This is a genomic window from Nitrospira sp. Nam74 (assembly GCF_965152615.1).
The window spans coordinates 2,475,677-2,499,532 of sequence record NZ_OZ224220.1 but is presented as its reverse complement, the minus strand read 5'-3'; the positions used below and the strand labels follow the sequence as shown (position 1 = coordinate 2,499,532).

General features: G+C 57.5%; 26 protein-coding genes. 8 read left to right on the top strand and 18 right to left on the bottom strand.

All coding sequences use genetic code 11. The features are described from left to right. Positions 1–7: 7 nt before the first annotated feature. The 5 genes from ACWHYZ_RS11790 to ACWHYZ_RS11770 form a co-directional block, all read right to left on the bottom strand. On the bottom strand, positions 8–337 hold the full coding sequence (locus ACWHYZ_RS11790) for a hypothetical protein (RefSeq protein ID WP_447987439.1): 330 nt from the start codon (positions 335–337) through the stop codon (positions 8–10). 58 nt (positions 338–395) lie between these two features. Further along, positions 396–590, bottom strand: coding sequence for a hypothetical protein (locus tag ACWHYZ_RS11785; protein WP_447987438.1), 195 nt, complete (start codon positions 588–590; stop codon positions 396–398). A gap of 175 nt (positions 591–765) precedes the next feature. Continuing rightward, a complete protein-coding gene (locus ACWHYZ_RS11780) occupies positions 766–1,539 on the bottom strand; it encodes an alpha/beta hydrolase-fold protein (RefSeq protein ID WP_447987437.1) in 774 nt (257 codons plus the stop codon). A 12-nt stretch (positions 1,540–1,551) separates the two neighbouring features. Continuing rightward, positions 1,552–2,967 carry a hypothetical protein gene (locus ACWHYZ_RS11775; RefSeq protein ID WP_447987436.1) on the bottom strand — a complete coding sequence of 472 codons (1,416 nt, stop codon included), beginning with the start codon at positions 2,965–2,967 and terminating at the stop codon, positions 1,552–1,554. Between the two features lie 8 nt (positions 2,968–2,975). Beyond that, complete coding sequence (locus ACWHYZ_RS11770; protein WP_447987435.1) at positions 2,976–3,728, bottom strand: alpha/beta fold hydrolase; 753 nt, start codon at positions 3,726–3,728, stop codon at positions 2,976–2,978. Positions 3,729–3,835: 107 nt separating this feature from the next. Between ACWHYZ_RS11770 and ACWHYZ_RS11765 the strand changes: the two genes are divergently transcribed. The 4 genes from ACWHYZ_RS11765 (at position 3,836) to ACWHYZ_RS11750 (ending at position 8,641) form a co-directional block, all read left to right on the top strand. Beyond that, positions 3,836–6,055: a VTT domain-containing protein gene (locus tag ACWHYZ_RS11765; protein WP_447987434.1), complete on the top strand. Its 2,220-nt coding sequence runs from the start codon at positions 3,836–3,838 to the stop codon at positions 6,053–6,055. A gap of 65 nt (positions 6,056–6,120) precedes the next feature. Further along, the gene (locus tag ACWHYZ_RS11760) at positions 6,121–6,798 is read left to right on the top strand and encodes an endonuclease/exonuclease/phosphatase family protein (protein ID WP_447987433.1); all 678 of its coding nucleotides are present in this window, start codon (positions 6,121–6,123) and stop codon (positions 6,796–6,798) included. Between the two features lie 54 nt (positions 6,799–6,852). After that, on the top strand, positions 6,853–7,734 hold the full coding sequence (locus ACWHYZ_RS11755) for a universal stress protein (RefSeq protein WP_447987432.1): 882 nt from the start codon (positions 6,853–6,855) through the stop codon (positions 7,732–7,734). A 118-nt stretch (positions 7,735–7,852) separates the two neighbouring features. Next, complete coding sequence (locus ACWHYZ_RS11750; RefSeq protein ID WP_447987431.1) at positions 7,853–8,641, top strand: SRPBCC family protein; 789 nt, start codon at positions 7,853–7,855, stop codon at positions 8,639–8,641. Between the two features lie 46 nt (positions 8,642–8,687). Here the strand turns inward: ACWHYZ_RS11750 and ACWHYZ_RS11745 are convergent, their stop codons facing one another. The 11 genes from ACWHYZ_RS11745 to ACWHYZ_RS11695 all read right to left on the bottom strand — a co-directional run bounded on the left by ACWHYZ_RS11745 (position 8,688) and on the right by ACWHYZ_RS11695 (position 16,553). Beyond that, positions 8,688–8,891, bottom strand: coding sequence for a hypothetical protein (locus ACWHYZ_RS11745; RefSeq protein ID WP_447987430.1), 204 nt, complete (start codon positions 8,889–8,891; stop codon positions 8,688–8,690). A gap of 27 nt (positions 8,892–8,918) precedes the next feature. Further along, complete coding sequence (locus ACWHYZ_RS11740; RefSeq protein WP_447987429.1) at positions 8,919–9,644, bottom strand: dienelactone hydrolase family protein; 726 nt, start codon at positions 9,642–9,644, stop codon at positions 8,919–8,921. Positions 9,645–9,661: 17 nt separating this feature from the next. Next, positions 9,662–11,005: an erythromycin esterase family protein gene (locus ACWHYZ_RS11735; protein WP_447987428.1), complete on the bottom strand. Its 1,344-nt coding sequence runs from the start codon at positions 11,003–11,005 to the stop codon at positions 9,662–9,664. Beyond that, positions 11,002–11,679 carry a phosphoribosyltransferase gene (locus ACWHYZ_RS11730; protein ID WP_447987427.1) on the bottom strand — a complete coding sequence of 226 codons (678 nt, stop codon included), beginning with the start codon at positions 11,677–11,679 and terminating at the stop codon, positions 11,002–11,004. The genes ACWHYZ_RS11735 and ACWHYZ_RS11730 overlap by 4 nt, the downstream gene beginning before the upstream one ends. Before the next feature lie 14 nt (positions 11,680–11,693). Continuing rightward, the gene (locus tag ACWHYZ_RS11725; RefSeq protein WP_447987426.1) at positions 11,694–12,014 is read right to left on the bottom strand and encodes a hypothetical protein; all 321 of its coding nucleotides are present in this window, start codon (positions 12,012–12,014) and stop codon (positions 11,694–11,696) included. A gap of 327 nt (positions 12,015–12,341) precedes the next feature. Further along, a complete protein-coding gene (locus tag ACWHYZ_RS11720; RefSeq protein ID WP_447987425.1) occupies positions 12,342–13,574 on the bottom strand; it encodes a zinc-dependent alcohol dehydrogenase in 1,233 nt (410 codons plus the stop codon). Positions 13,575–13,625: 51 nt separating this feature from the next. Further along, a complete protein-coding gene (locus tag ACWHYZ_RS11715; RefSeq protein WP_447987424.1) occupies positions 13,626–14,006 on the bottom strand; it encodes a four-helix bundle copper-binding protein in 381 nt (126 codons plus the stop codon). A gap of 339 nt (positions 14,007–14,345) precedes the next feature. Next, a complete protein-coding gene (locus ACWHYZ_RS11710) occupies positions 14,346–15,080 on the bottom strand; it encodes an FAD-binding oxidoreductase (protein ID WP_447987423.1) in 735 nt (244 codons plus the stop codon). Between the two features lie 57 nt (positions 15,081–15,137). Beyond that, entirely contained in the window at positions 15,138–15,758 is a 621-nt protein-coding gene (locus ACWHYZ_RS11705) for a hypothetical protein (RefSeq protein ID WP_447987422.1), read from the bottom strand. An 18-nt stretch (positions 15,759–15,776) separates the two neighbouring features. Further along, positions 15,777–16,043 carry a DUF6496 domain-containing protein gene (locus ACWHYZ_RS11700; RefSeq protein ID WP_447987421.1) on the bottom strand — a complete coding sequence of 89 codons (267 nt, stop codon included), beginning with the start codon at positions 16,041–16,043 and terminating at the stop codon, positions 15,777–15,779. Positions 16,044–16,082: 39 nt separating this feature from the next. Beyond that, a complete protein-coding gene (locus ACWHYZ_RS11695) occupies positions 16,083–16,553 on the bottom strand; it encodes a DUF6335 family protein (RefSeq protein ID WP_447987420.1) in 471 nt (156 codons plus the stop codon). A gap of 316 nt (positions 16,554–16,869) precedes the next feature. On the opposite strand from ACWHYZ_RS11695, the gene ACWHYZ_RS11690 reads away from it, so the two are divergent. The 3 genes from ACWHYZ_RS11690 (at position 16,870) to ACWHYZ_RS11680 (ending at position 19,604) form a co-directional block, all read left to right on the top strand. After that, entirely contained in the window at positions 16,870–17,223 is a 354-nt protein-coding gene (locus ACWHYZ_RS11690; protein ID WP_447987419.1) for a DMT family protein, read from the top strand. Between the two features lie 352 nt (positions 17,224–17,575). Continuing rightward, on the top strand, positions 17,576–18,631 hold the full coding sequence (locus tag ACWHYZ_RS11685) for a PDZ domain-containing protein (RefSeq protein ID WP_447987418.1): 1,056 nt from the start codon (positions 17,576–17,578) through the stop codon (positions 18,629–18,631). Positions 18,632–18,695: 64 nt separating this feature from the next. After that, positions 18,696–19,604 carry a prohibitin family protein gene (locus ACWHYZ_RS11680; RefSeq protein ID WP_447987417.1) on the top strand — a complete coding sequence of 303 codons (909 nt, stop codon included), beginning with the start codon at positions 18,696–18,698 and terminating at the stop codon, positions 19,602–19,604. Positions 19,605–19,706: 102 nt separating this feature from the next. Here ACWHYZ_RS11680 and ACWHYZ_RS11675 read toward each other — a convergent pair whose 3' ends face one another. Both ACWHYZ_RS11675 and ACWHYZ_RS11670 read right to left on the bottom strand, forming a co-directional pair. Further along, positions 19,707–20,186 carry a hypothetical protein gene (locus tag ACWHYZ_RS11675; RefSeq protein ID WP_447987416.1) on the bottom strand — a complete coding sequence of 160 codons (480 nt, stop codon included), beginning with the start codon at positions 20,184–20,186 and terminating at the stop codon, positions 19,707–19,709. Positions 20,187–20,440: 254 nt separating this feature from the next. Continuing rightward, positions 20,441–20,797: a hypothetical protein gene (locus ACWHYZ_RS11670; protein WP_447987415.1), complete on the bottom strand. Its 357-nt coding sequence runs from the start codon at positions 20,795–20,797 to the stop codon at positions 20,441–20,443. Positions 20,798–21,321: 524 nt separating this feature from the next. Between ACWHYZ_RS11670 and ACWHYZ_RS11665 the strand changes: the two genes are divergently transcribed. After that, positions 21,322–23,112 carry a glycoside hydrolase family 15 protein gene (locus ACWHYZ_RS11665; protein WP_447987414.1) on the top strand — a complete coding sequence of 597 codons (1,791 nt, stop codon included), beginning with the start codon at positions 21,322–21,324 and terminating at the stop codon, positions 23,110–23,112. The last annotated feature ends 744 nt before the right edge of the window (positions 23,113–23,856 follow it).

Genomic DNA, 23,856 nt, shown 5'->3' with positions numbered 1-23,856 from the left:
CTTGGGCCTATTGCGAAGGTGCGAGCGGTTGTTTCAGTTCAGGAACCGGCATATCGATGACTTTGGTAGCCCGCCCGTCTTGGTCCACTTGAATCGTCACTTTCTGGCCTACACTCAGGTGCTCAAAGAGTTGCGGTTTCGTAACCTGAAAGAAGATCGGTTTCCCTAAATCGGTCTTCAGGAGCCCCTTCATTCGTGTCAAATCCAGCTCTTCCAACGTGCCGCTCACGACCATGTCGCTCTGCCCGCTCTCCCCTCCAACTGAGACCTCGGCCAAAACAGTCATGCCCGAGAGCGCCGTCAATACCATGACCAGAAACACCGCACCAACCCTCATTTCGTTCTCCTTTATTGCAGATGTACTGCGATAACCGCACCATGGATCATACGCCGCGTCAACGAGAATTCGAACGATCGGGCGGTAGGGATTGCTCCGGCTGCCCCGGCACGACCGCCGTTTCATCGGATTGCTCCATAATGAGACGCGGAGTCTCATCAGGGCCCGCTGTTTCGCAACCCGTGACCGCCATCACGATGATCAGTCCCACAGGGGGAAGAACGCTCGCTTGTCGCATGATCCGATACGACATCCCAGCCCTCCAAACAAGGCTTACTTCCGGATGCTTTCATCTAGTGTGAAGGGGGAACGGCGGAAAAACCAGTAGAGATGAAGCGCCTCAGACGTCGAAGTTTGAAGTGAAGTCGGGACGGTCGTACTCCTACAGAGACGCATGACACGAGGAATGCCTTCCAACCGTCACCCGATCACTCCCGAACGAGGCGAGTAGACCCGAGAATGCTTCCCCACAGCTTCTTCCAGGTCGTCCAGTCGTGTTGCCCCGATTCGACGAACACGTGTTCAGGCGGCAAAATTCCCTTCAATAGTTGGTGTGCCGCTACAAACGCATCCCGCTTCCCGTAGGCCAAATACAGCGTCGGCAATGCCGCCTCGTGCCTCTCGTACTGCTTGAGCCATGCCCAGAGCTGTCGATCGTAATCATGGTCGCCAATCGTCGTCGGCATCCAACTACCGACGCCACCGGCCGTGACGATTTCTTGGACAATTGCGTGACCACCGAGATAAGGCGCCATCGCGACCACCCCCGTTACATCGGAGGCATGGCGGCTGGCATACAAGAGCGCGCCAAAGCCACCCAGTGAGATGCCGACCAACCACCGGTCCCGATAGCCGAGTGCTTTCGCCGGTTCAAAGACATCGGCGTGGAGCCGATCGATGATGGTTCGATTCGCATAATATCCATAGTGTGCATCGACCACGACGAGATCGGCCGGCCACTTCGTCTGCTTGACGGCATCAATAAATCCATGACGTTCATATTCTTCAACCATATCGCCAATGCCCGGGAGAAATACAATCAGTGTGCGAGTCGCGGCGCTTTCGGTACAGGCATGGCGCTGCATGATGACGGGAATGGGCGTCGGCAAGAACCGGACCATCCACTGAAACCGGAGTGTCAGCCTGGACAGCAACGCACGCCTGAATCGCCGAGTCGTCGCTAGAAGGAAGTTGCCGCTCATACCGCCATTGAGTTATGCAAGATCCGCCTCGAACCATTGCACCGCATAGCGGCCGCTGTTGTGGTCCAGAAACTCATCCAGTTCTTTCGGTGTCAAGGCTGGCGGCATCGGATAGCGGACGTGAAGCTTTCGAAGAAGATCGAAATAGTAGCGGATGAACACGGCGAAATCCCGGGGAAACACGCGCTCATCGACGCCGAAGGCGCCGTTCAGACGCGCACGGCGAAGGGGCTCAGCCCATTGCTCGATTGAGGGAAGGCCGACGGAATCAACGCCATGAGAGAAGAGCATTAACAGGATTTCGTCGAACGGGTCGCTCTGATCGAGATATGCCTGGAGAGCCCGCAACGACGGTTCCTTATTGAACACCATCCAGAAGGGCACCGATCCTGTACGAATTGTCCAAAAGGGTTCCATGAGAATAAAGGAGTCTCCAATCAAACGTCGGTCGAGAAGGCCCCGTTTGTGTTCGTTCCACCATTGGTACAGATCGGCTACCAGCGGACTGAAATGTTCCGGCTCGTTGAACACGATACGGCGGAGTCGGGCGGGGTGACGTCTCGCCACGCGCTCGATGTCCTCCACAATGGCAGGTTGGAATCCCCACTCTGCCTCAGGAGCCATGCGATCCGCCGTCGGCGGCTCCCATTGACGGCGGTGCGAGCCATACCGCAGAAGAAAGTCGGACACGCGGTTGCTGCCATGCTGCAATTCATCAACCGTCGCACCGCCGATGGCGCCGAATTGGAAAATGTGTCGGTCTCCACAGTCAGTGACCGGCCATGTCACCCGGCAGTCCATGATAAAGATCGTGCCGCCCGGTTCCAGAAAGTGATCGAGGAAGGCTTCATAGGCCTTACCGAGCGTCAGGCGTTTGAACCGAAAATAGCTCATGCGCTGAATCATCAGTCGGTCCTGTACCGGATCGTGCATATGGTGCAGCAGGACGTTCGGATTTCGGTCCAGCACCACTCTAGCAGGCGCTTCTCCCCACGCGAGATCTTCCTGTGGCTCATCCGGATGCACCCCTGAACGTGCCACGGGGATCAGGAATGTTTGCGGAAGCCACGGAATCCCCATCGCGGCCCACAGATGTGTGGCCGCTCCATTCGCCGACCCGATCGCAACGGCCGGATACTTGCGCTTCGGATACAGGCTGATCATCCATTCCGCCACCCGCTCGGCATCGACCGTCTTCAATGTGTTCACGGAAATCGCTTCACACCATCCACTCCAGATATAGACCTGCTCTTGCAGCCATCGAGGCAGATGATTCACGAGCGTGCCGAGCCCACGCAGAGGAAGGCTGGCCCATCTCGGCAATGTTCCCAACAAAGGATAATCCTGCCCGGCCAGGTGACGGCTCAGGGCACGCAACATGCCCATGGCGGAATCAAAATCAGCAATGTAATTTGGTTCTCGTTCCATTGACTTCCCTACAGCCCAAGGAACGGTCGGATGGCCGCCACAAATACATCCGGAGCAGTATAGTTCATCGTGTGCGCGCTCTGGGGAACGACCGTTAGCTGTCCCTGCGGCAGAAGCCTGCATACTTCTTCGGCCCATTGCTGCGGTACGAGGGCATCGTCTTCTCCCCTGACGACGAGAGTCGGGGCGAAGATGTCAGGCAACTTCTTTTCGATGCGATCGTTGAGCGCCATTTTGATGGTATGAACGATGCGCTTGAGACCCGCCCTGGCATAGTCCATCAACATGATCCTTCCCAGATGCGGCGATTCCTGTCGAGAATTGGCAATCAGCCGTCCGATCTGGAGCCACAATGTCCGTGCCGTCCGGTCGATTGTCGGGCCTTGAAACACCAGCCGATCGATTTGCTGAGGGTGCCGAACGGCTAATTCCGCCAGAATTTGACACCCGAACGAATTGGCGACGAGATGGACGCTCTCAAACCCCTCAGCTTTGATCCATTCACTCAAGGCATCCGCGAGATCGGCTAGAGTCAACATGTCGTCCGGTTTGTCACTGAGTCCGTACCCGGGGAGATCAACCGCATATACGTCGCACAAGAGGGCAAGATGTTCCGCACAGGGGACCATGTATCGACTCGAGATAATGAGTCCGTGAACCAGGATCACCGGTCGTCCCGGCACCGGGCGTTGATGTGCGCGAGCGTGTACACGACCCCACCGAATAGTCGTCCACCGACTCTCCAGCTTGATGATGTTCATACCCTTTCATGTCATCCTCTCTCCGACACCCTCCGTTCCGCTATCAGGGCTGATTTCACACCCTGTGCATCGTTACGATAAGAGCCTGTGAGGATTTGTCCTAGTTTGTGAGCGGCTATACCGGCACCGCGATTGCACGGTCATACGCGTTGAGACACCGGGGGGTTGTATTGATCCATCCCTACCATCCATCAGCCTATTCAATTCTCGAAGTCGGACGAAATTGCTCGCGAGTGGAATCCGCCGATCATGCGGCATTTCTCATCGATGGAGCCGCCTACTATCGCGCGTTTCGCCACGCAGCCATACAGGCGAGACGGTCGATCCTGATCCTTGGGTGGGACTTCGATAGTCGCATCCGCATGCTCAGCGAGGAGGAGTCTGATGGTTTTCCACCGCGACTGGGCGAGTTTCTTCAGGCATTGCTCGCTCGAACACCTACCCTTCATGTCAACGTGCTCATCTGGGACTTCCATTTGGTCTATGCCTTTGAACGTGAGTGGTGGCCGCTCACCACACTTGCCGCAAATCGCCGCCTGCATTTCCGCATGGACGCGACCCATCCAGTCGGCGCCTCACATCACCAAAAAGTCGTTGTCATGGACGATGCGGTGGCGTTCGTGGGCGGCTTGGATTTCGCGCAATGCCGTTGGGATACTCCTGCGCATCGCCCCCGCCATCCCCTCCGTGTCTTTCCGGATGGCAGGCCCTGTCGTCCCTTTCATGATGTCCAAATGATGGTGGATGGAAACGCGGCGATTGCACTCGGAGACCTGTGTCGAACACGCTGGAGGCGGGCGACGCGTCGCCGGCTTCCTTCCCCTCCGCCGGCGGTGCGTCTTCGCATGGGATGGCCGAGTCAGGTTGAGCCGGATATGGAAGCGGTTCAGATAGGCATCTCGCTGACGGAACCGGAATACCATTCACGTCCGGGGGTGCGACATGTCGAGCAACTGTATCTTGATGCCATTCGATGCGCGCAAGAGTGTATCTACATTGAAACGCAATACCTCACATCAAAGAAGCTGGGCGCCTGCTTGCTGGAACGGCTCCAAGAACGATGCGGCCCGGAAATCGTCCTCATTCTGCATCCCAACAGCGACGGTTGGTTGGAGCAATACACGATGGACGTCCTTCGCGGGCGTCTCCTGAAACAACTTCGTGCAGGTGATACGTTCAATCGTCTGGGACTCTACTATCCAGAGATTCCCGGCTTGGGGACACAATGTCTCAGCCTGCACAGCAAAGTGCTTATCGTGGACAACGCCTTCGTGAAAATCGGCTCGTCGAACCTCAGCAATCGTTCAATGGGGTTCGATACGGAGTGTGACCTGGCGATGGAGGCCGGTGACGATGCTCGCCTTCAAGCCGCCGTCACTTTTTTGCGTGACCGCTTATTGGGCGAGCATCTCAGTGTACCGCCTGAAGCCGTAGCGGAGCGCCTCGCTCGTGAGGGATCTCTCATCGCGACGATTGAGGGCTTGAGAGGCCATGAACGAACCCTGCAGGTATTCGATGGTCAGATCCCGGCGGATCTCGATGCCTGGATACCGGATGCGGAGTTGATCGATCCTGATCGTCCATTGAAGCCGGATGTCGTGACGAATCACCTTGTCCCCGAGGAACACCGCATGCCGGCCAGGCGGCAAGTCATCATCGGAGCCGCGACGCTATTTGCGGTCCTTGCGTTGGCCGCGGCGTGGCGCTGGACCTCATTGCGCGACTGGCTGGATATTTCCGCGTTGGTCGCCTACCTGCAGACCTTCAGCGACGGGACACTCGGACCGGTATTGGCGATCGGCGCCTTTGTCCTGGGAGGGCTTGTCATCGCACCGGTCACGGTCCTGATCGCCGTCTCCGTGCTGGCGTTTGGCCCCCTCTATGGATTTCTCTACTCGTTCACCGGCATGACCCTGAGCGCATTGGTCACCTTTGGGCTCGGCCATCTCTTAGGTCATGAGACCGTGCGGCGCCTTGCAGGCTCACGACTGAATAAGATTAGTCAGCGCCTTGCAGAGAGAGGCGTTCTAGCGATCATCGCGGTCCGGATCATTCCGGTGGCCCCGTTCACCCTCATTAACCTGGTCGCCGGGGCATCCCACATTCGGTTTCATCATTTTCTGATCGGCACACTGATTGGAGAATTGCCGGGACTGTTGGCCATTTCCGTCTTCGTCGACCAAATCGGCGAGGCGATCCGGAATCCTGGGCCCGGCAGCATCGTCGCGCTCGCCGCCGTGGCGCTTCTCATCGTGGTTGGCATCGTCGTGTTTCGCCGGTGGCTCGGCGGCGAAGAGAGGATCGTGCACAATGAATTGGCCGATTAAGTATTCCAATGCATGAAAGCAGTCCTTGCGTGTTGCATGTTTCATTACGTGTGGATTGAACTCGCATGCGCATGACGTTTGCGACCTACAACATCCATCGTTGCACCGGATGGGATGGACGGTACGATCCCGAACGTATCGGGGGCGTCTTGAAGGAGCTGGACGCCGATGTGATTGCCTTGCAGGAAGTCAATTCACGCGACCACAACGGCCTAGAATTGCTGAACTGGTTTTCAGAGCAGACCAAACTGCGAGCCATTGCGGGACCGACCCTGCTGCATCATACCGGACACTACGGCAACGCGGTCTTGACGCGGTGTACGGAACAGGAGATTCGACGCGTAGACATCAGCCAACCGGGGCGTGAGCCGCGAGGCGCGATCGACCTCGATCTCGAATGCGACCACGGCCACCTGCAAGTCATTGCGACGCATTTGGGACTCAAACCCGCTGAGCGTCGCACACAGGTCCAAGACTTGCTGAAGCGATTCGGCACGAAACATTGTATTTTGATGGGGGATCTCAACGAATGGTTTCTATGGGGACGCCCGCTTCGGTGGATACAGCAGATCTTCGGCGACACGCCGGCACTGCCGACCTTTCCAGCCATGTGTCCCGTGTTCGCGCTCGATCGCATCTGGATTCGACCGCCGGGTACGCTGGTGAGCATGGATGTCCATCGTACCTCATTAGCAAGGCGCGCATCCGATCATTTACCGCTCAAGGCCGTTATCGAATTATAGAGCCGCCGTTCAACACGAAGTGGCGTCGTCTGATGGACGCGAAAGGAGAACAAGATGGAAGATTTGCCTCTCCCCCATGCCTTTGCACCTGCCGTGGTCCCATCCCCTTCGCCCGTGACCCTGTATAGGATTTTCCATCCGACGGACTTGTCCCCGGCCAGCGACGTCGCCTTTGCGCATGCCCTTAAATTGGCGTTGGCGGCCCGCGGTGAGTTGCGCATCATGCACGTGGACGGGGAAATCCCACAGACAGACTGGTCGGGTCTGCCGAGAGTGCGGGACACGCTGGCACGCTGGGGTGTCCTTCCTGCGGGCAGTTCCAAATCGGATGTGGCCAGACTCGGTCTTCACATTGAAAAAATACTCGCCTATCACGAAGAACCGACCCGCTCTCTGGAACAGCAGCTTAAACGGCATCCGGCCGACCTCCTTGTTCTCGCCAGTCATCAACCCGATGTGATCGAGCGATTGGTATCCAAATCCGTCGCCGAGCCGTTAGCGCGCCACGCACGCATTCCAACTCTGTTTATCCCGGATGGAAGTCAGGGCTTTGTGAATGTCTCCGATGGTCGCGCCCAATTGCACCACGTCGTCATTCCCATCGGGGAGACGCCCTCTCCTCGCCCCGCCATCGAGGCCGCGGCGCGCCTCGCAAAGAGCCTCCAGCAGTCCGCTATTACGTTGAGCCTGCTCCATGTAGGGCGTGAGGAAGATGTGCCGAAGGTCGAGACTGTGGACCATCCCGGATGGACCTGGCAGAAGACCGTTCGCACGGGTGACATCATAGATGCCATTGTGACCGACTCAGCGACCGCGGATCTGGTTGTCATGGCCACTGAGGGTCACAACGGGTTACTTGATGCAGTACTCGGATCCACCACAGAACGGGTGCTTCGGCAGGTTCGCTGTCCGCTGCTGGCCATCCCGGTCAATTAGGCAAAGCGCTCGCGGACCCGGTATTGTGAGTTGATCCTACACCACGCTACCTGACATGCCGCTGATCAAAGGCGCTAAAGGGGCGTACAAACGAACTCAAGACAAAGAGGTGTGGCGAATGAGACATGCATTAAAGTTATTAACCGGCCTGACGGTTGGAGCAACGGTGATATACTTTTTCGACCAGGAACACGGAGCCCGACGCCGTGCATCTCTCACTGAAGTGCAATGGCCGACCCCGGCGCGCCTGCTAGCCGTGGCGATCGGAAGCGCCATGGCTTGGCATGGAACCAGCCGGAGAATCATTCCTGGCATTCCACTCACGTTGATGGGTTTCGGACTGCTGGCACGGGCGGTCACAAGCGGCCGACCGGCGTCAGCAAGCGTGCCGGACACCGACGACCAACCCTGGGTTCAGGGACCGACAGTCAAGAGAACCGTCACGATTAGTGCGCCGATCGACCGTGTCTTTGCCTTTTGGGCTCACTATGATGAAACCTTTCCACATTCCATCCCACCGGTGAAGCAGATTACGGCGATGGGCCACGGACGTTCGCGATGGGTGCTGGACAGCCCTGGCGCCGCAGACCTCATATGGAACACCATGGTCACGCGATTCGAGCCGAACAAGGAACTGGCATGGCGAACTGAAGCCGGCTCGGCGGCCCAGCATATGGGTCGCGTAAGATTTATTGATAGCAGTCAGGGAACGACAACGATACATATTCAGCTGACCTACAACTCCTTAGCTGAAGCGTTGGTTCGGAGTATGGCAAGCTCGGCAGGACACGACACGAAAACGCTTCTCGAAGATGGACTTAACAGGATAAAGGCAACGATTGAAAGCGGGACTGTTCCGCGTCAATCGTTCCATCGTCCGGCTGATGCCGCAGAGGCCGCCAGATGATGAAGCCGCCTGCTTGGGGGAGTTGAGACCTGCAAGGTCGATGAAGTCAACATGGTTTGCTGGGAACGATTCTTCGCCGCTCACTCGAATGACCCGCCTTCTCATTGGCGTCGCCGACTTCCTCGAGGAGCGGGTCCGGCTCTATGACGGCGTGATATTGTTCCTCCTGCTCCCCATCTGAAGCCTCGTCTTCTTCCCTCTCAGGCACAGGGGAATCTGCGTCAGTTGGGCCGTCTGTCGTGTCCTTCATAACACCTCCATAACACCTCGTCGAAGCCTAAGATTGAGATGGCTTATCCATATGTTTTCGATACCAGTCCGCGGCAAGGTGGGCCACCTGTTCTAAGGCGCCCGGCTCTTCGAAGAGATGCGTCGCACCGGGTACGACCTCGAGTCTCTTTTCGCACCGAAGGCTTTCGAAGGCTTGCTGATTCAACTCAATCACAGCCGCATCGTCACCACCCACAATCAGCAGTGTGGATGCCTGTACATGCGGCAGGGCGGAGGTTGCGAGATCGGGCCTCCCGCCACGCGAGACAATCGCCCGAACACGGTCCGGCCGGTTAGCCGCCGCAATCAAAGCCGCCGCGCTGCCGGTACTCGCGCCAAAATACGCGAGCGGCAAATGGGACAGATCGGGATGCACATTGTGCCAATCCGTCAGCCCAATAAGGCGTTCGGCGAGAAGTTCAATATTAAACCGGAACTCCATAGTCTGGCGATCGACGTAGTCCTCCTGCACGGTGAGCAAATCTATCAGCAGCGTGGCAAGCCCGGCGTCCTGCAAGGCGCCGGCGACAAATCGATTGCGTGGACTGAGCCGGCTGCTCCCGCTGCCGTGCGCAAACATCACGAATCCTTTCGCATGCGCGGGAACTCCCAGATCCCCCACCAGATCGGCTTCGCCTAAGAGAATTTGCAGGCTACGCTCTTGAACGCTTCCGTGAGGCGGCCTTGGATCCCGAGAACCCGTGTACACAAGCCCTTTCTCCGGTATGGGCATGAAATCACCTCTGTGCGCTAGAGACCTGTCGGAAACGTTTCAGGGGCATCATTCGTGATCCAGCCGCTCGGCAGGTCCAATGGTTCAACCGCGTGTGTCTCATCGAAATGCAGCACAGCATCGAACTGATCCGGCAAGCTCGCCGTGAAATAATGGCTGATGCGCTCCGTGTCCGGCAGATAGATGACGCCAATCGCGCGTTCAAGTCGCCGGTCGCGAAGTTCCTCCGCGACATGAGGATCGTTCCACGTCACGAGGAAACGAGGAACGCCGACCTGATGAAAGAGAGTTTCGTAACTCTCGTGAAGAGCCGGCCGCACAACTTTCCGTTCAGTCGGACCATCCCATTCAGAAGATGCTGTGACTGTGCCACGATAGGTGGTACAACCGATGAGAAATGCCTCATCGCCATATCGCTCCCGCACCAGCTGTCCGACATTGAGCTCGCCGTCCTCTCCCATTTGCGTGGCGCGCGCATCGCCCAGGTGGGAATTGTGTGCCCAGACGACAATTTTCGGCTGTCCCTGATGTCTCGACAGATGCGCCATTAAGGCATTGAGCGTCTCGGCCATGTGTTGGTCGCGCACATTCCATGACGACACACGGTCCTGAAACATCGAGCGATAGTAACGCTCGGCATTTTTAACCAGGCGGGCATTCTGTTCGGCGAAGAAGAATTCGTCCTCGGCCACAAATCCGTCCCGGCGAAGATACTCCGCGGCACGGCGCTGGAGATCGCGCAGTTCCGACATCACGGCATCTTCGCAGCTCTTGGTCATACCGAAGCCGGCGGCATAGCCGTAGGACTGCGTATCTTGACCAAAATGATCAAAACAGCTATAGCGAGTACGGGCGCGACGCCACGCTTCCGAATCGACGCGCTTCAGATAGGTTAAGACCGCGCCGATCGAGGCATGCAGACTGTAGAGATCCAGTCCGTAAAATCCGACTTGGGGCGTGCCGACCGGTAGACGATCGTTAGAGGTCTTGAGCCATTCGATAAAGTCCAGCACTTCTCGATTACGCCACATCCAGATGGGGAATCGTTGAAAGTCGCTCAAAGCCTGCTGACCATCGGTATCACGGCTACGGCCTTGCACATAGCGGTTCACCCGATAGGCGTCCGGCCAATCCGCTTCGACTGCCACGGCGGTAAACCCCTTCTCGCCAATCAGTCGTCGGGTGATCTGCACCCGCTCGCGGTAAAACTCATGCGTGCCATGAGAGGCCTCTCCTATCAGCACGACACGCGCATTCCCGACCAGGTCCAGGAGCGGATCATAATCGGTCCGGAGTCCCCGGAGACGGTGAACCACACCCGATAATCGCTCTGTGATTCGGCCCGTTGGAACGCTTTTCATGCTGTGTTGTCTGCCCCTCCGCGATCTAATGCAGGCGCAGCGCGCTCCAGCAGATCGCGCACTTCCTCATCGCGAGTCTGATCAAATTCCTCGTACCACTCGCCCACGCCATAAAACGGAGTGGGGGTCATGGCACAAACGATGTCGTCTACCTCTCGTTTCAGGTCCTCGCAGGTCTCAAGGGCGGCGACGGGAACGGCCACGACGATCCGAGCCGGATCCCTCCGTCGCAATGCTGCCACAGCGGCTCGCATCGTCGACCCCGTCGCAAGACCATCATCAACCAGGATGACCGTGCGCCCTTCGACAGGCACCGGTGACCGTTCTCCGCGATATGCATGCTCGCGACGCGCCAACTCCTGTTGTTCGATGGCGGCCACGGATGCCAGGATGCCCGGTGTAAGTCCCAAGTGCCGGACCACGTCCTCATTGACGACTTGAACACCACCGCTCGCGATGGCGCCCATGGCCAGTTCTTCGTGACCTGGAACCCCCAACTTCCGAACCACCATCACATCCAACGGTGCATGCAGAGTCGCGGCGAGCTCGTACGCCACCGGCACTCCGCCACGGGGAAGCCCCAAGACGACGACATCAGGACGCCCGCGGTATCCGGCCAGGAGACTGGCCACCACTTGTCCGGCCTCACGTCGATTCCGAAACATGTAAGCCATAGTCGACTCCCGCGTTACCGTGACACACCGTGAGGGGTCTCCATGCAAGATAATGGTTCACTGTCGCGGACGAAGCACAGGCGAAACCCGTGAAACGATTTGTTGAGCATGGCTCGAACAATTACCGGCATGATCACGAACAACGAAATGACTGCGGCGACAGCCAACGGAAGCAGCGACACCCACAGCGAGGGCTCCGCCCGGGTAAGTTCAGGCATGGCGTACAAGATAAGCATATTGACGGCAAACAGCAGCGCAAGAAAACCTCCAAGACAACGCCACAGCACTGTCCATCCGATGCGAACCGATTCCTGATATGTGGGTGCTTGCGGCATGGTTCACTTGCCTCCCCGATGCTGCCCCTTAACGGTTCGGTGGTTGCGGATTCGGCGGCAAAGGGGATGGAGGAGCTGGCAAGGGCATCGGTAGAGGAGTGGGCGTGGGACTGGGAAATGGATCAGTTGGCTTGGGTGCCGGGTCCGTCGGCCCGGGACTTGGCTGATCAACGGTTGCACCAAATGGGGTGCCCCCGGTCCCTGCGATCATCGCGATCACCAATCCAATCGTCCATGCCCACACGCTCATTCCCCTTTCGGTCGGCATGCGTGTTTTCCATTGGGGCCTTGACGTTGTTTGTTCCTGACCATAGTGAGGAACGATTCTCACGACGCCTTGGCCTGCGCCACCTGCGGTTCCAGCTTCACCTTCATCCATCCCGGACTGTGCGCGTCAAAGGCTTTGTACGCATCAATCGCAGAGGCCAAAGGTTCGGCTTGCGTCAGGATTTTCGAGGGGTCAACCGTACCACGTTTGACGAGATCGATTAGCATGGGGATATAGCGACGGTGGTGACAGTTACCCATCTTCACTGTGAGGTTCATGTTCATCGCCTTCCCAATGGGAAACGTGCGAGCCGTTTCGGGGTACACGCCGATGATAGCCAACGTCCCGGCCTTCGCCAACGCTTCCGCCGCCCACGAGAACACTAGCGATGGCGCATCACCCGGATGCCAGTTCTCGCCTGTCGGCTTCACCCTTTCGGCAACCTCCTCGACTTCCCGTTGAAACCGTTCGGCCTCTCCCTTGATCTGTTGCGAGGCAGGCCCCTCATGAGGTCGCGTCGCATCTACGCCTACTGCATCGATGACCCGATCGACTCCAATGCCCTCCGTTAATCGGAGCATCGCCTGGATTGGATCTTCGACCTGAAAATCGATGACCTCCGCGCCCTGTGCCTGAGCCATCTGTAATCTTGATGGAATCGTGTCCACGGCCAAGACGCGGGTGGCGCCGTGCAACCATGCGCTCGCGATCGCAAATTGCCCGACTGGTCCACACCCGAAGACGGCCACCGTGTCACCGGTTCGAATTTCGGCGAGATCGGCGCCGAAGTAACCCGTCGGGAAAATATCCGACAGCATGATGGCCTGTTCATCACTGACTTCATCGGGCAATCTGATCAACCCAACGTTGGCATACGGGATCCGTGCCCGTTCGGCTTGCAGTCCAGGAAACGATCCGGTCGTTTTCGGCCCACCGAAAAACGCGGTTCCCGCGCGCGGTCCGTTTGGATTGGCACGATCGCACTGCGCGAAATATCCGGCCCGGCAGTAGGAACAGGTTCCACAAGCAATCGTCGAGGCGATCACGACCCGATCGCCCGCCCTCAGATTTCGGACGTCCGGTCCGACATCTTCGACAATGCCGACGCCTTCATGGCCGAGAATTGTCCCTGGTTCCATAGCGGGCATCGTCCCACGGACCATATGCAAATCCGTGCCGCAGATGGCGCTGGCTGTCAGGCGAACGATCGCATCTCTTCGCTGTTGAATGCGGGGTTCTGGCGCCTCACTGACCCTGATGTCCCCCGCACCATAGAACATGACCGCCTTCATGCTACCCTCCCGACGTATCAACCATCGGCGACTTTCGCGACACGAGAATATTCACGCTGCCTTCGCTGTTGCGCCGGACATGCGACGGCACGCGTCGGCGCACCGCCGGCATTCTTGCGCACATTCTCCGCACAGCGCATGGTGGGAGGCGTGCTGTTCACACACCTCGGCGCACTTGTCGCAGACATCAGCACAAAAGCTGCACACTGTCTGGGATAGAGCCGACACTCGGCTCATCCAGCGGCCGGCCATCACGCAGATATCCGCACACTCTCTGCAAAGACGAATGCACTGCTCCATCAGCGTGCTCTCGCCCTTGTGTTCCATGCCGATCATGTCGTCGCTACATTCTTCGCAAATTTGAGCGCAGCGAAAACAGGCGGCGATGCAATCTTTCCATTCCTGCGTCAGCGTTCGGTTATCTTGGTGCATGGACTCCTCCCTTCACGAGTAGTGATCGGTCATCAGGCGCTACGATCGAGCGAAGCTTCAATCTTGTCTCCTTCGACCGCGGCTTCCGGGTCAAAAGACAACGAGGTCAAAGGCTTCATTGCCGATAGACAGCTCTGCTCTCCTTTTCGGAAGTCTTGGCTACGGACAGGACGACGAGCTCGTCTCCGGCTCACCCCGGACCTCGTACTTCAGCTTGGCCCCTAAGGGGTACCTCCGATATCAGCGTGTTCCCGTTTTTCATGTCAATGCCCGGATAAAATGACGAAGGGCCGTCGCTTACGTGAAGGATCCACTCTTCCAGGCTCCTCCCTGCTTCACTCAATAGTCAGGCACGGGGGTGGGATCGTCATAATAAATCTCGCGATAAATAGGGCACAGACCTTTTCGCCTGATGATCTCCGTGACGTCCCGGATCATCGCATGGTTTCCGCACACATAGACGTCCAGGTTTTTCACCGAGGTGACGCGTTCCTCCACCAAGCCGGTGACTCTGCCTGTATAGCCGCACCATCCCGGATCCGGGCGTGACAGCGCGATTGTGAAGGAGATGTTCGGATGGCGAGCCGTCAACGTTTCGAATTCCTGCTGATAGTACAGGTCGCGCTGCGTTCGTAATCCCCAAAAGAGCCGAGCGACTCCCGTATACCCGCCTCGCGTCAAGTCCAACAACATCGAGCGTATCGGGGCAATGCCCGTCCCAGTCGCGACAAAGAGCATATCGCGAGTCCTCTCACGCAACTGAAACGATCCCTGTGGCCCTTCGAATGCGACCGTGTCCCCTTGCCTCAAACTGAACAGATACGTAGAGCCCCGACCGCCCGGCACGCGGTTGAACAGAATCGTGACCCGGTCGGACTCATACGGCGCCGAGGCAATGGAATAGGGCCGAATGATCAATCGCGGCCCACCAGGTGGAGTGATATCGAATGAAATAAATTGCCCGGCCTTGAACTGAATCTCCTTCGGTTCTCGTAATCGAAAGTGGAGGGCACGGACGTCGTACGTTAGGTCCTGAAGACGATCAACGTCAGCGTGGAACAATTGCATCGCCATAATATTCTAATGATTGACATGCTGAAGCAGAGGCTCTATCAGATAGTGCAACGCTCACTATATCAGAAGCGTTTCCGGATCATCTGAGGATGGCCGTTTCCCGCCCACATCGGTTTCCCCGCCATGGCGCTGAAGAATTGCCAGGGCATCTGAGATTCGTGCCGGCGTCTTCACGAGCACGAGGACGCGACCCGAACGAACCGCCGTTTCAAAGTGACGCGCGTCGACTTCCGGAATATCGAACCCGACCAATGCGCCGACTAGGCCTCCCGCCGTCGCGCCAACGCCGGCCCCCGCCGCAATGGATGCCCCGGTACTGCCCAGCATAGATGCAAGGGATCCGCCCGCCAATAATGAACCCACACCGGGAATCGCCACGACCCCGGCCGCAACAAGCAGTCCTGCGAGACCTCCGAGGACGCCGCCTCCGACGGCACCGGTCGCGGCTTCTTCAGTTGCCCGTGTACCGGTGACAACGTCAGTGCTTCCTTGTGTATTGCTTGGACTTCGCATAGCGAGTCCGATCTCTTTGTCCGTAAACCCGGCCGCCTTCAATTCCACGACCGCATCTTTTGCCGTATGGACGTCGGGAAATAACCCTGCGGCAATGCGTATGTTCCCATCCTCAATTGGCGATGACGAACCCTGGTTCGAACGTCTGTCTTCAGCGCGAGCCATACTGGCCTCCTTTCGGCTTCACGCCTTTGATTTGGTCCGGCCGCGCGACGAAGAGCGCCGGTTCGTTGTCTTGCTTGACCCCGCCTTCTTACGAGGCACTTTCACACCGGAACGCCGCGCTTTTGAAAGTCCGATGGCGACGGCTTGCTTTTTGTTTTTGACCGGATGTTTCTTTTTTTGCATGTGATGCATTTCTTCCCGCACGAACTCACCCGCCTGGGTCGTCGGCGCCTTACCCTGGCGTTTGGCCTTCCGAGCCCGCTCTTTCGTCTTCCTTTCCGGCATTAGAAGCCTCCTTTCTCATGAGCCGTCCGCAACATCATGTTAACTTTCCGGTTCACCGCTCGCTGCTTGTCCGTCCTCGAAAGTACGGAGCTCATCCCTTAATTCCAACCGCTCTTGATAGTCGTCGGAAGAGGCGGGGTCAAGTTCCCAGCGAGCACGATCGCGCTTTTCAAGCTTCTCGTCGAACTTCAAGGGCTCATTGTCCTGATAGGTGACCCCAACGGCTTCACCGAGCACATCGACAATATCTTGATCCGGTGTGGGATTAGACCCTCCTACGGCCTCCTCCCCGACATCGGCATATTCCCATCCCGCATCCACGTCTCCGCCGGTCAACGTCGGCGTTCTGGCTTTATCCTTGGGCCGGTTAGGACCTCGCTCGTCATCGGGCAACACCGCCTCTTGTAGCTCCGGCAACTCGTCTCCCAATCCCGTGTCGCCGCTTTCGTAATATTCGCGCAGCACTTCGTCAGCATCCCTGACTACTTTCTTTCCCTCTCTGTGTGCCATGGTCCCCTCACTTTCTTTCTGGTTCACCACACCGGCGATGGTCATGTGCAAGGGTCAGGCCTAAGAAGTACCCCCTGCGCGATAGAATAGTCCGGCATTAGCGCGTACATCTATGGTGAACATGAAAGGCACCGACGGTCTGTCCTTGATAGTTGGTACCGAGCAAGATGTCCTTCGGAAGACAGCCTGTCCCTGCCAGCGGCCTTCGAGCTGTCCGGTACGCGTTGGTGTCTCGAACATGCTGTATACTTCCACGGGTCCGCGGTTCACCAGCACACGGGATCATGCCGAGTGCTCCATCGAAGGAGAAAGCCTCATGACGTTTCTGACTACCGTCTCGCTTTTGATTCTGTCTAATGTCTTCATGACCGTCGCCTGGTATGGGCATCTGCGTTTTATGACGCTTCCACTGTGGCTGGCTGTCATCGCGAGCTGGAGCATCGCCTTCTTGGAATACTGCTTTCAGGTCCCGGCGAACCGGATTGGATATCCGACACTCTCCGCGTATCAATTGAAAACGATCCAAGAGGTCATCACTCTCACCGTCTTTGTCGTCTTTGCGGAAGTGTATCTCGGCGAAGGGCTCAAGCCGAAGCACATGGCGGGATTTATCCTTCTTGCCATAGCTGCCTGGACGGTCTTCCAAGATCAGTACGGTGTGGAGTGGTAGCGGCTGCACTTAGGGTTTTTCATCCTATCCGTCCGACCGGGGGCGGATGTCGTGTCGCAACTTTCGTCGGCTCGCCCACGTGACATCAGTCCCATCCTAAGTCTCTTATTTGGGCCACCCATCGCACTTCCGAACTTCGCTCAGAGAGCACGTAAAAAACCGGGTGTGGCCTCCGCAGAGAATTGGGATTAGGATATAGAATCTGACCGTTCGTGTCGTCGCTATGATTGCTTCTAGGATCACGATCTGCTTCGCTCCGATCCTCATCGTAGCGTTTCTCTACCTTTCCGGATGCGGAGTCCTGTTCCCTTATGCTTATGACGCAGCCAAACTTGACGAGCTGATGGTCTCGATGCCGAAGGACCAGGTGTTGAAGACGTTAGGAAAGCCGGATCGTATAGTGACGGGTGACGGATCACTTACCGTCTGGGAATATCGCCTCTACGCAAAACACGAATGGTTCGGTTATCTGATCCATTGCCCCTGGCACCCGTTCTGTTACTTCCCGGCAGAGGCGCCTGTGCCGTATTGGGTTGCGTTGCGCGAAGAGGAAGTGTGCCTCTGGGGGGACCCCGAGATGGTGCGCCGCATGGCTTCGAAGATCTGCCATGATGTCCCTGGTGAGGAGTACCGGATAGATGCTACTAGGCACAGCGGTGTCTCAGTCATTCCTGTCTTTATGCCTTCTGCGATCGCCGCACCGATTCGGCGACTAGCCATCGTCCCGATCGGGACGGTAGACGAAGGCCCGCTCCTTTCATGGCTTGATTTGACTCTTAATTTCTTGCGGTCACGACATCAACATATCGTGCTCGTGGAACGGGAAGCCCTTCGTCCGATCCTGGATGAAATCGGAATTCAGTATACGGGCGGAGTTGACGATGAGACGATCGCGCGGGTGGGACACTTCGTCGGTGCAGACACGTTGCTGACCTATCGGCTCTCCACCTCCACTGACAAGAAGACGACGGTCGCCTCGTTTGAGCTTCGACTCTTGAACATCGAAAATGGAACGACGCTGTTTCGGCAGCACACAACGGCCCTGGCCAACTATGACGTGGCGGGTCCGATGGGACGGCCGGCCTTTGCGCCGGGGTATTTTGCGGCCCGCGCGGCGGCGGCGCATGGCCTCGCCGCGCTGATGGCGGCGTTTGGCGATGATCCCCTGGGTGTAGTACCCGACTACGCGTGGTCCGGTGAAGGAGTGCAAGTCCTAGGGGTACTGGAGGGAAGTCCTGCGTCCTTGGCAGGACTCAGGCCGGGAGACCAGCTCCTGTCTGCGAGCGGGGTGCCGTTAAGAAGTTGGACGGAGCTCATGGCGCTGCCCACTTCACTCACGGTGAAACGGAAGATGCAGGTGATCCACGTGCGCGTGCCGCCTGACCAAGCGTCAGTACTGTCCCCATGACATGCTCGGCCCGAACACCACGCGGCACTGAAATACGAACGCAGCAGGATGAGGAGGAAGAATCATGCGACATCATTCGGCGGTCTTGTCTCTGGTGGTCGTGCTGATGTTGACGTCCGCGTGCGGGACGACCGTACAGCCCGGCCAGCGCGGGCTGCGGTGGTATCCGCTGACAGGAGGCTTGTCGTCTCAACCGCTGAAAAATGGATTCTACTGGCGGGCGCCGTGGAATGATGTGTATGTGTATGACGTGAAGTGGCAGAGCTACAGGGAAAACGTCGACGCGCTAAGCGCCGACGATCTGCAGGTGAACATCAAGGCGGTGGTCATTTTGCGGCCGATTGCAGAAGAGATTCACTTTCTGGCGCAAGAAGTGGGATCGGATTTCTATTCACGCATTGTCCGGCCGGAATTTATGGCCGCCGTGCGCAGTGTCGTCTCCGGCTATCCGATGGTCACCGTCCCGGAGAAAAGTGTGGAGATCGCCAATAAGGTCCAAGCGGTGGTGGTGGAAAAGCTCAAAGGCCGCCACTTGGAGATTCAGAGTATCGCCCTGGCAGATGTGGATTTTCCGCAGATCGTCTTGAGTGCGATCGAACAAAAGCAGGCGAAAGAGCAACAAAAGGAGCAGAAAGAGTTCGAACTGATCATTGCAGAAAAGGACGCCGAGATCGCGCGCCGCCGCGCCCGGGGAGAAGGGGATGCGATTCGTATCCGCTCCGAAGGGGAGGCGCAGGGGTTGCAAATCCGCGCGGAAGGACAGGCAAGAGCCCAGGAGAAGATTACCAAGACCCTGACGCCCGAATACCTTCGTTATAAGCTCTATGACAGCCCGAATTCGAAGGTCGTCCTCGTCCCCGACCCGCTCAAGGTTCCGATGATTATTAACCCTGGCGGCGAGCAGACCAAGTCACTGTCGCAAGGAGACTTCGAACAACATCTGACGCCACAAGTAGAACTGGAAACACGATAGTGATCCCCATCGGCTTCCATGAAGTCGCCTTGCTGTTACCCCTTCACCGGAAGAGCGCGCCGCAACCTAAGCCGCAATTCAAACAGAAGCGAATCCGCTTCATTAACTGGCTTGAGGAGTCTCCACTTCTTCCCGCTGGCGGAGCTTCCGCTTTTCCCACTTATCCACCTCTGGGTGGATTTTTCGGTCTCGAACAAGATCATGATACCCGGGCGGCTCAACCAGGTACGTGTACTCGCGTATCGACCGGGCCGCCTTATCCGCGATCCCTCCGGCGCGTGAATCCAGTTTGTCAATAAACCGATTCAACGCTTCATACTGACCTGCCCAATCGCCTTTTTCTCGTGCATCCTTTGCCGTCCGCAATTCGGCGAAATACTGTTGATAGTCTCCCTGTTTCGAAATGCTCTGTTGCATCAGAACATATTCGCTGAGTTTGTCAATCCAATTGCCTGAAGACAGCATGCCAGGCGCGGCCGGGGCATTGATGGACGGGCGATACTCACCCCTCATACCGCTACCTTGGGCGCATGATGTCAGCAAGCACACCAACCCAATACCTATCGTGGTGACATACTTCATATCTTCTCCTCCTCGATGGTTGAGTATCCTGACCGTCCGGCAGGATGCCGCACGGACTGGCCATGCCGATGTGGCTGAAGTGAGCGGCGATGGCCCGCCGACATGACAAGCGACCAACGGTCGCTTCGACTACGCTTGACACGCCTTCTCGTGTAATACGCCGTGCTTGTACGCTCATCTCCAGATAGAGCCGTCTTGAGGCTTGCGCATGGATCCGTCAGCGAGCATGTCGAGCACGGCATGCTTGCTGAGACCTATCGAGGTGACCCTGCACGAGGGACCGGGTCCTCAGGCGGCCCGGCTGGAGGGCTAAAATCCCGCTGGCTTCCGACTCGCGGTGTGGCACTCTTACCCTTATCCGCCCCCTCATACCCGGGTGCTTTGCCCGGAGGCAACCCTCGTGGGCCTTCGGGCGACCCCGACGGCGTCGTCTCCTCCCCCATGCCACCTCCCGCAGAGGGGCGGTTCGTCAATCCGGGGCCCCCGCTTGAGCCTTGTTGTGACTGCTCCGACTTCTTGATACCCGAACTGTTTGGTTGGTCCATCGCGCCCACTGGTCCTGCTGCAAGGCCCAGTAAAGTGACGACAATAAGCGGCTGAACATTTTTCATGGTGCCTCCTTATTTTCTTATGACTCGCCACATTGTTTGGGAAGCTGAGGAACTCCACCACCCCCTGTCTTGCAAAAGTAAAGCCTAAAGCCTTGTGAACATCGAGCAATGGTCCCCCAAAAGGACGGTGTATCGGCGCTTCCTCCGCTGAAGCTTGCCAATCACTCTCGGAGGCCATGACCGCAGAGACCTACGCAGAGGAGACGGATAGCGATGTGCATTCCTGCACCATGCGCAACGCGCGAATATGCTCGATCAAGCCTGATAGGTCCAGACCTTTGTCATCGTGTCTACTCGATCCCGTTTGAGTATGAGTGTGTGGGAGTGAAGCTGCGGTCATGATGGGTATTTTCCTTGCTTGCGATCCTCAGGCAACACCGAACCCATGCATATGGATCGCAAGACCGTGCCTCAAAATCATGACCTTCGGATATCGGCTGCGATCGGCACGTTTCTCCGCCGGGATTGGGCGCAGCATTGGTGACAGTTATGGATAGGGAAATCATGACCGTGCAATCAAAAACATGCCGCAACGAATTGAAGACTATGCCGTAATAGGGAATACCCACACCGCAGCGCTGGTCTCCCGCACGGGTTCCATCGACTGGCTGTGCGTGCCCCGATTTGACTCGGGGGCGTGTTTTGCCGCACTGCTCGGAACGCCTCGGCATGGGCGATGGCTTCTTAGCCCCGTTGGCGCCGTACAGCGCGTCCAACGTCGTTACAGGGACGAGACGCTGATTCTTGAAACCGAGTACGACACCGACAAGGGGAGCGTCACGCTCGTCGATTGCATGCCAATAGTCGACGGACAACCGCATGTAGTTCGACTCGTCATGGGGCGCGCGGGCGCTATTCGGATGCGCTTCGACCTCGTCACACGTTTCGATTATGGATCCGTCGTACCGTGGGCTCAGCAGCGTGACCATGCCTGGACGCTGGTCGCCGGGCCGGATACGGTCCAAGTACGAACCCAGATCCCTCTTCGGCATGAGGAAGAGCGCCTCGTCGGCGAATTTGCCATCGCGGCAGGGCAGCGACTGCCCTTTGTATTCACGTGGCATCCGTCCCATCAGCCTCCGCCTGTCCCGTTGGATGTGGAAGCCGTCCTTGCCGAGACGGAAGCATGGTGGCGGCATTGGGCACGGCAATGTACTTATGAGGGACGCTGGCGTGAAGCCGTGATTCGATCCTTGTTGACGCTGAAAGCCCTAACCTATGCTCCTTCCGGCGGCATTGTTGCCGCGGCTACCACCTCCCTCCCCGAGCGCATTGGTGGCGCCCGCAATTGGGATTATCGACTGTGCTGGCTGCGCGACGCCACTTTTACATTATATGCCCTGTTGAACGGCGGATACCGGGAGGAAGCCAAGGCCTGGCGACAGTGGTTGCTGCGAGCCGTGGCGGGCCGACCATCGGAACTCCAAATTATGTACGGGCCGGCGGGTGAACGACGTTTGACCGAACTGGAGTTGAAATGGCTACCCGGGTATGAGGACTCGGCCCCGGTCCGTATTGGAAATGCAGCCACCCAACAATTTCAACTGGACGTCTATGGCGAGATCATGGATGCCTTGCATCAGTCTCGTCGCACCGGCATTGAGCCGGAAGAGACGTCCTGGATGTTGCAGCAAGCGATCATGGAGCATTTGGAAAACGTGTGGGAGCAGCCCGACGAGGGGATTTGGGAGGTGCGAGGCCCTAGACGACAGTTCACCCATTCCAAGGTGATGGCCTGGGTCGCGATGGATCGCGCAGTGAAGGCCGTGGAACAGTTTAACCTGGAAGGTCCTGTCGCGCACTGGCGTGCTTTGCGAGACCATATTCATGAAGACGTCTGCCGTCTGGGCTATAGTGCTAGCCGACAGAGTTTTGTTCAGTATTATGGCGGTACAACACTCGACGCCAGCCTACTCATGATTCCGCTCGTTGGTTTCCTCCCCGCCTACGATGTGCGCGTACAGAATACGGTGCACGCCATCGAGCAGGACCTGAGCGAGGGAGGTCTCGTGCGGCGATATCTTCCTTCACACGAGCTGGATGGCCTTCCACCGGGTGAAGGCGTGTTTCTTCCGTGTACATTCTGGTTGGCGGACAACTGGTGTCTCATGGGACACCACGACAAAGCGACCATGCTCTTTGAGCGTCTGCTGACCTTGCGCAATGACGTCGGCTTGCTCTCGGAGCAGTATGATCCTAACGGTGGGCGCCTTGTGGGCAACTTTCCTCAGGCCTTCTCCCATGTGGGTCTCGTAAACACGGCGTATAACTTGGCGCAGAAACGTGGGCCCGCGCGAGATCGTCAAGAGAGCTAGAAGTATCTTCCGGACACAGCTCTGCCTATTCTTCAACCTTATGAAGCCTGTCTCCATGTCGAGACAAACAGCCGGCTGACGCGAATAGAAGAGCCCTGTATTTCAGCCCCGTCAAAGATTGCAATAAACTTTTCTGCCGTTGGCCACATCGCCATGTGAACAATCGCAGAGCCAAGCGATTGTCCTCCAGCATTCGTCACGATGCGCGCGTCGTAGACGCCTGGCGCTTATAGAGTTTTACTCCGTCATATAACGCTGCACACCTCAGATCATTGACACACGGCACCGTCGTGACGATCTCGGACATTGGCGGTCATGCTGGCATCAAGGATCTGAGCGGGCCGTGCGGAATCGCGTACGCATTTTCCGACTGTGGGGCTGCTTCGCCCCTGATATACAGCGGTCAAGAGATTACGATAGAGTCAAACACTCAGAAAGAGGCATGCCGAACCAGGTGCTCGATGCAAGAAGGACAACAATAATGTCAATAATGTCGGCTGGACCGACGCGCCGGGCCATCCCAGGGGGCTATGCCGGCAGGTACCGCCTGCGGTCCAACCCGGAGTTCACGCCCCATGTGACCCCGTGCCTCGTGGGGATCACATCCGCCCTGTTGCTGCTTCAACAACGGCTCCTCAAGGCGGTGCAACAGACTCGTTCAATATGGACGTTACCCGCCCGCCCGGTGGTCGCGAGCGGCGTGGGCTGCGGATTATTCGCCGGGTGTGTGGCATCAGCCTCTGA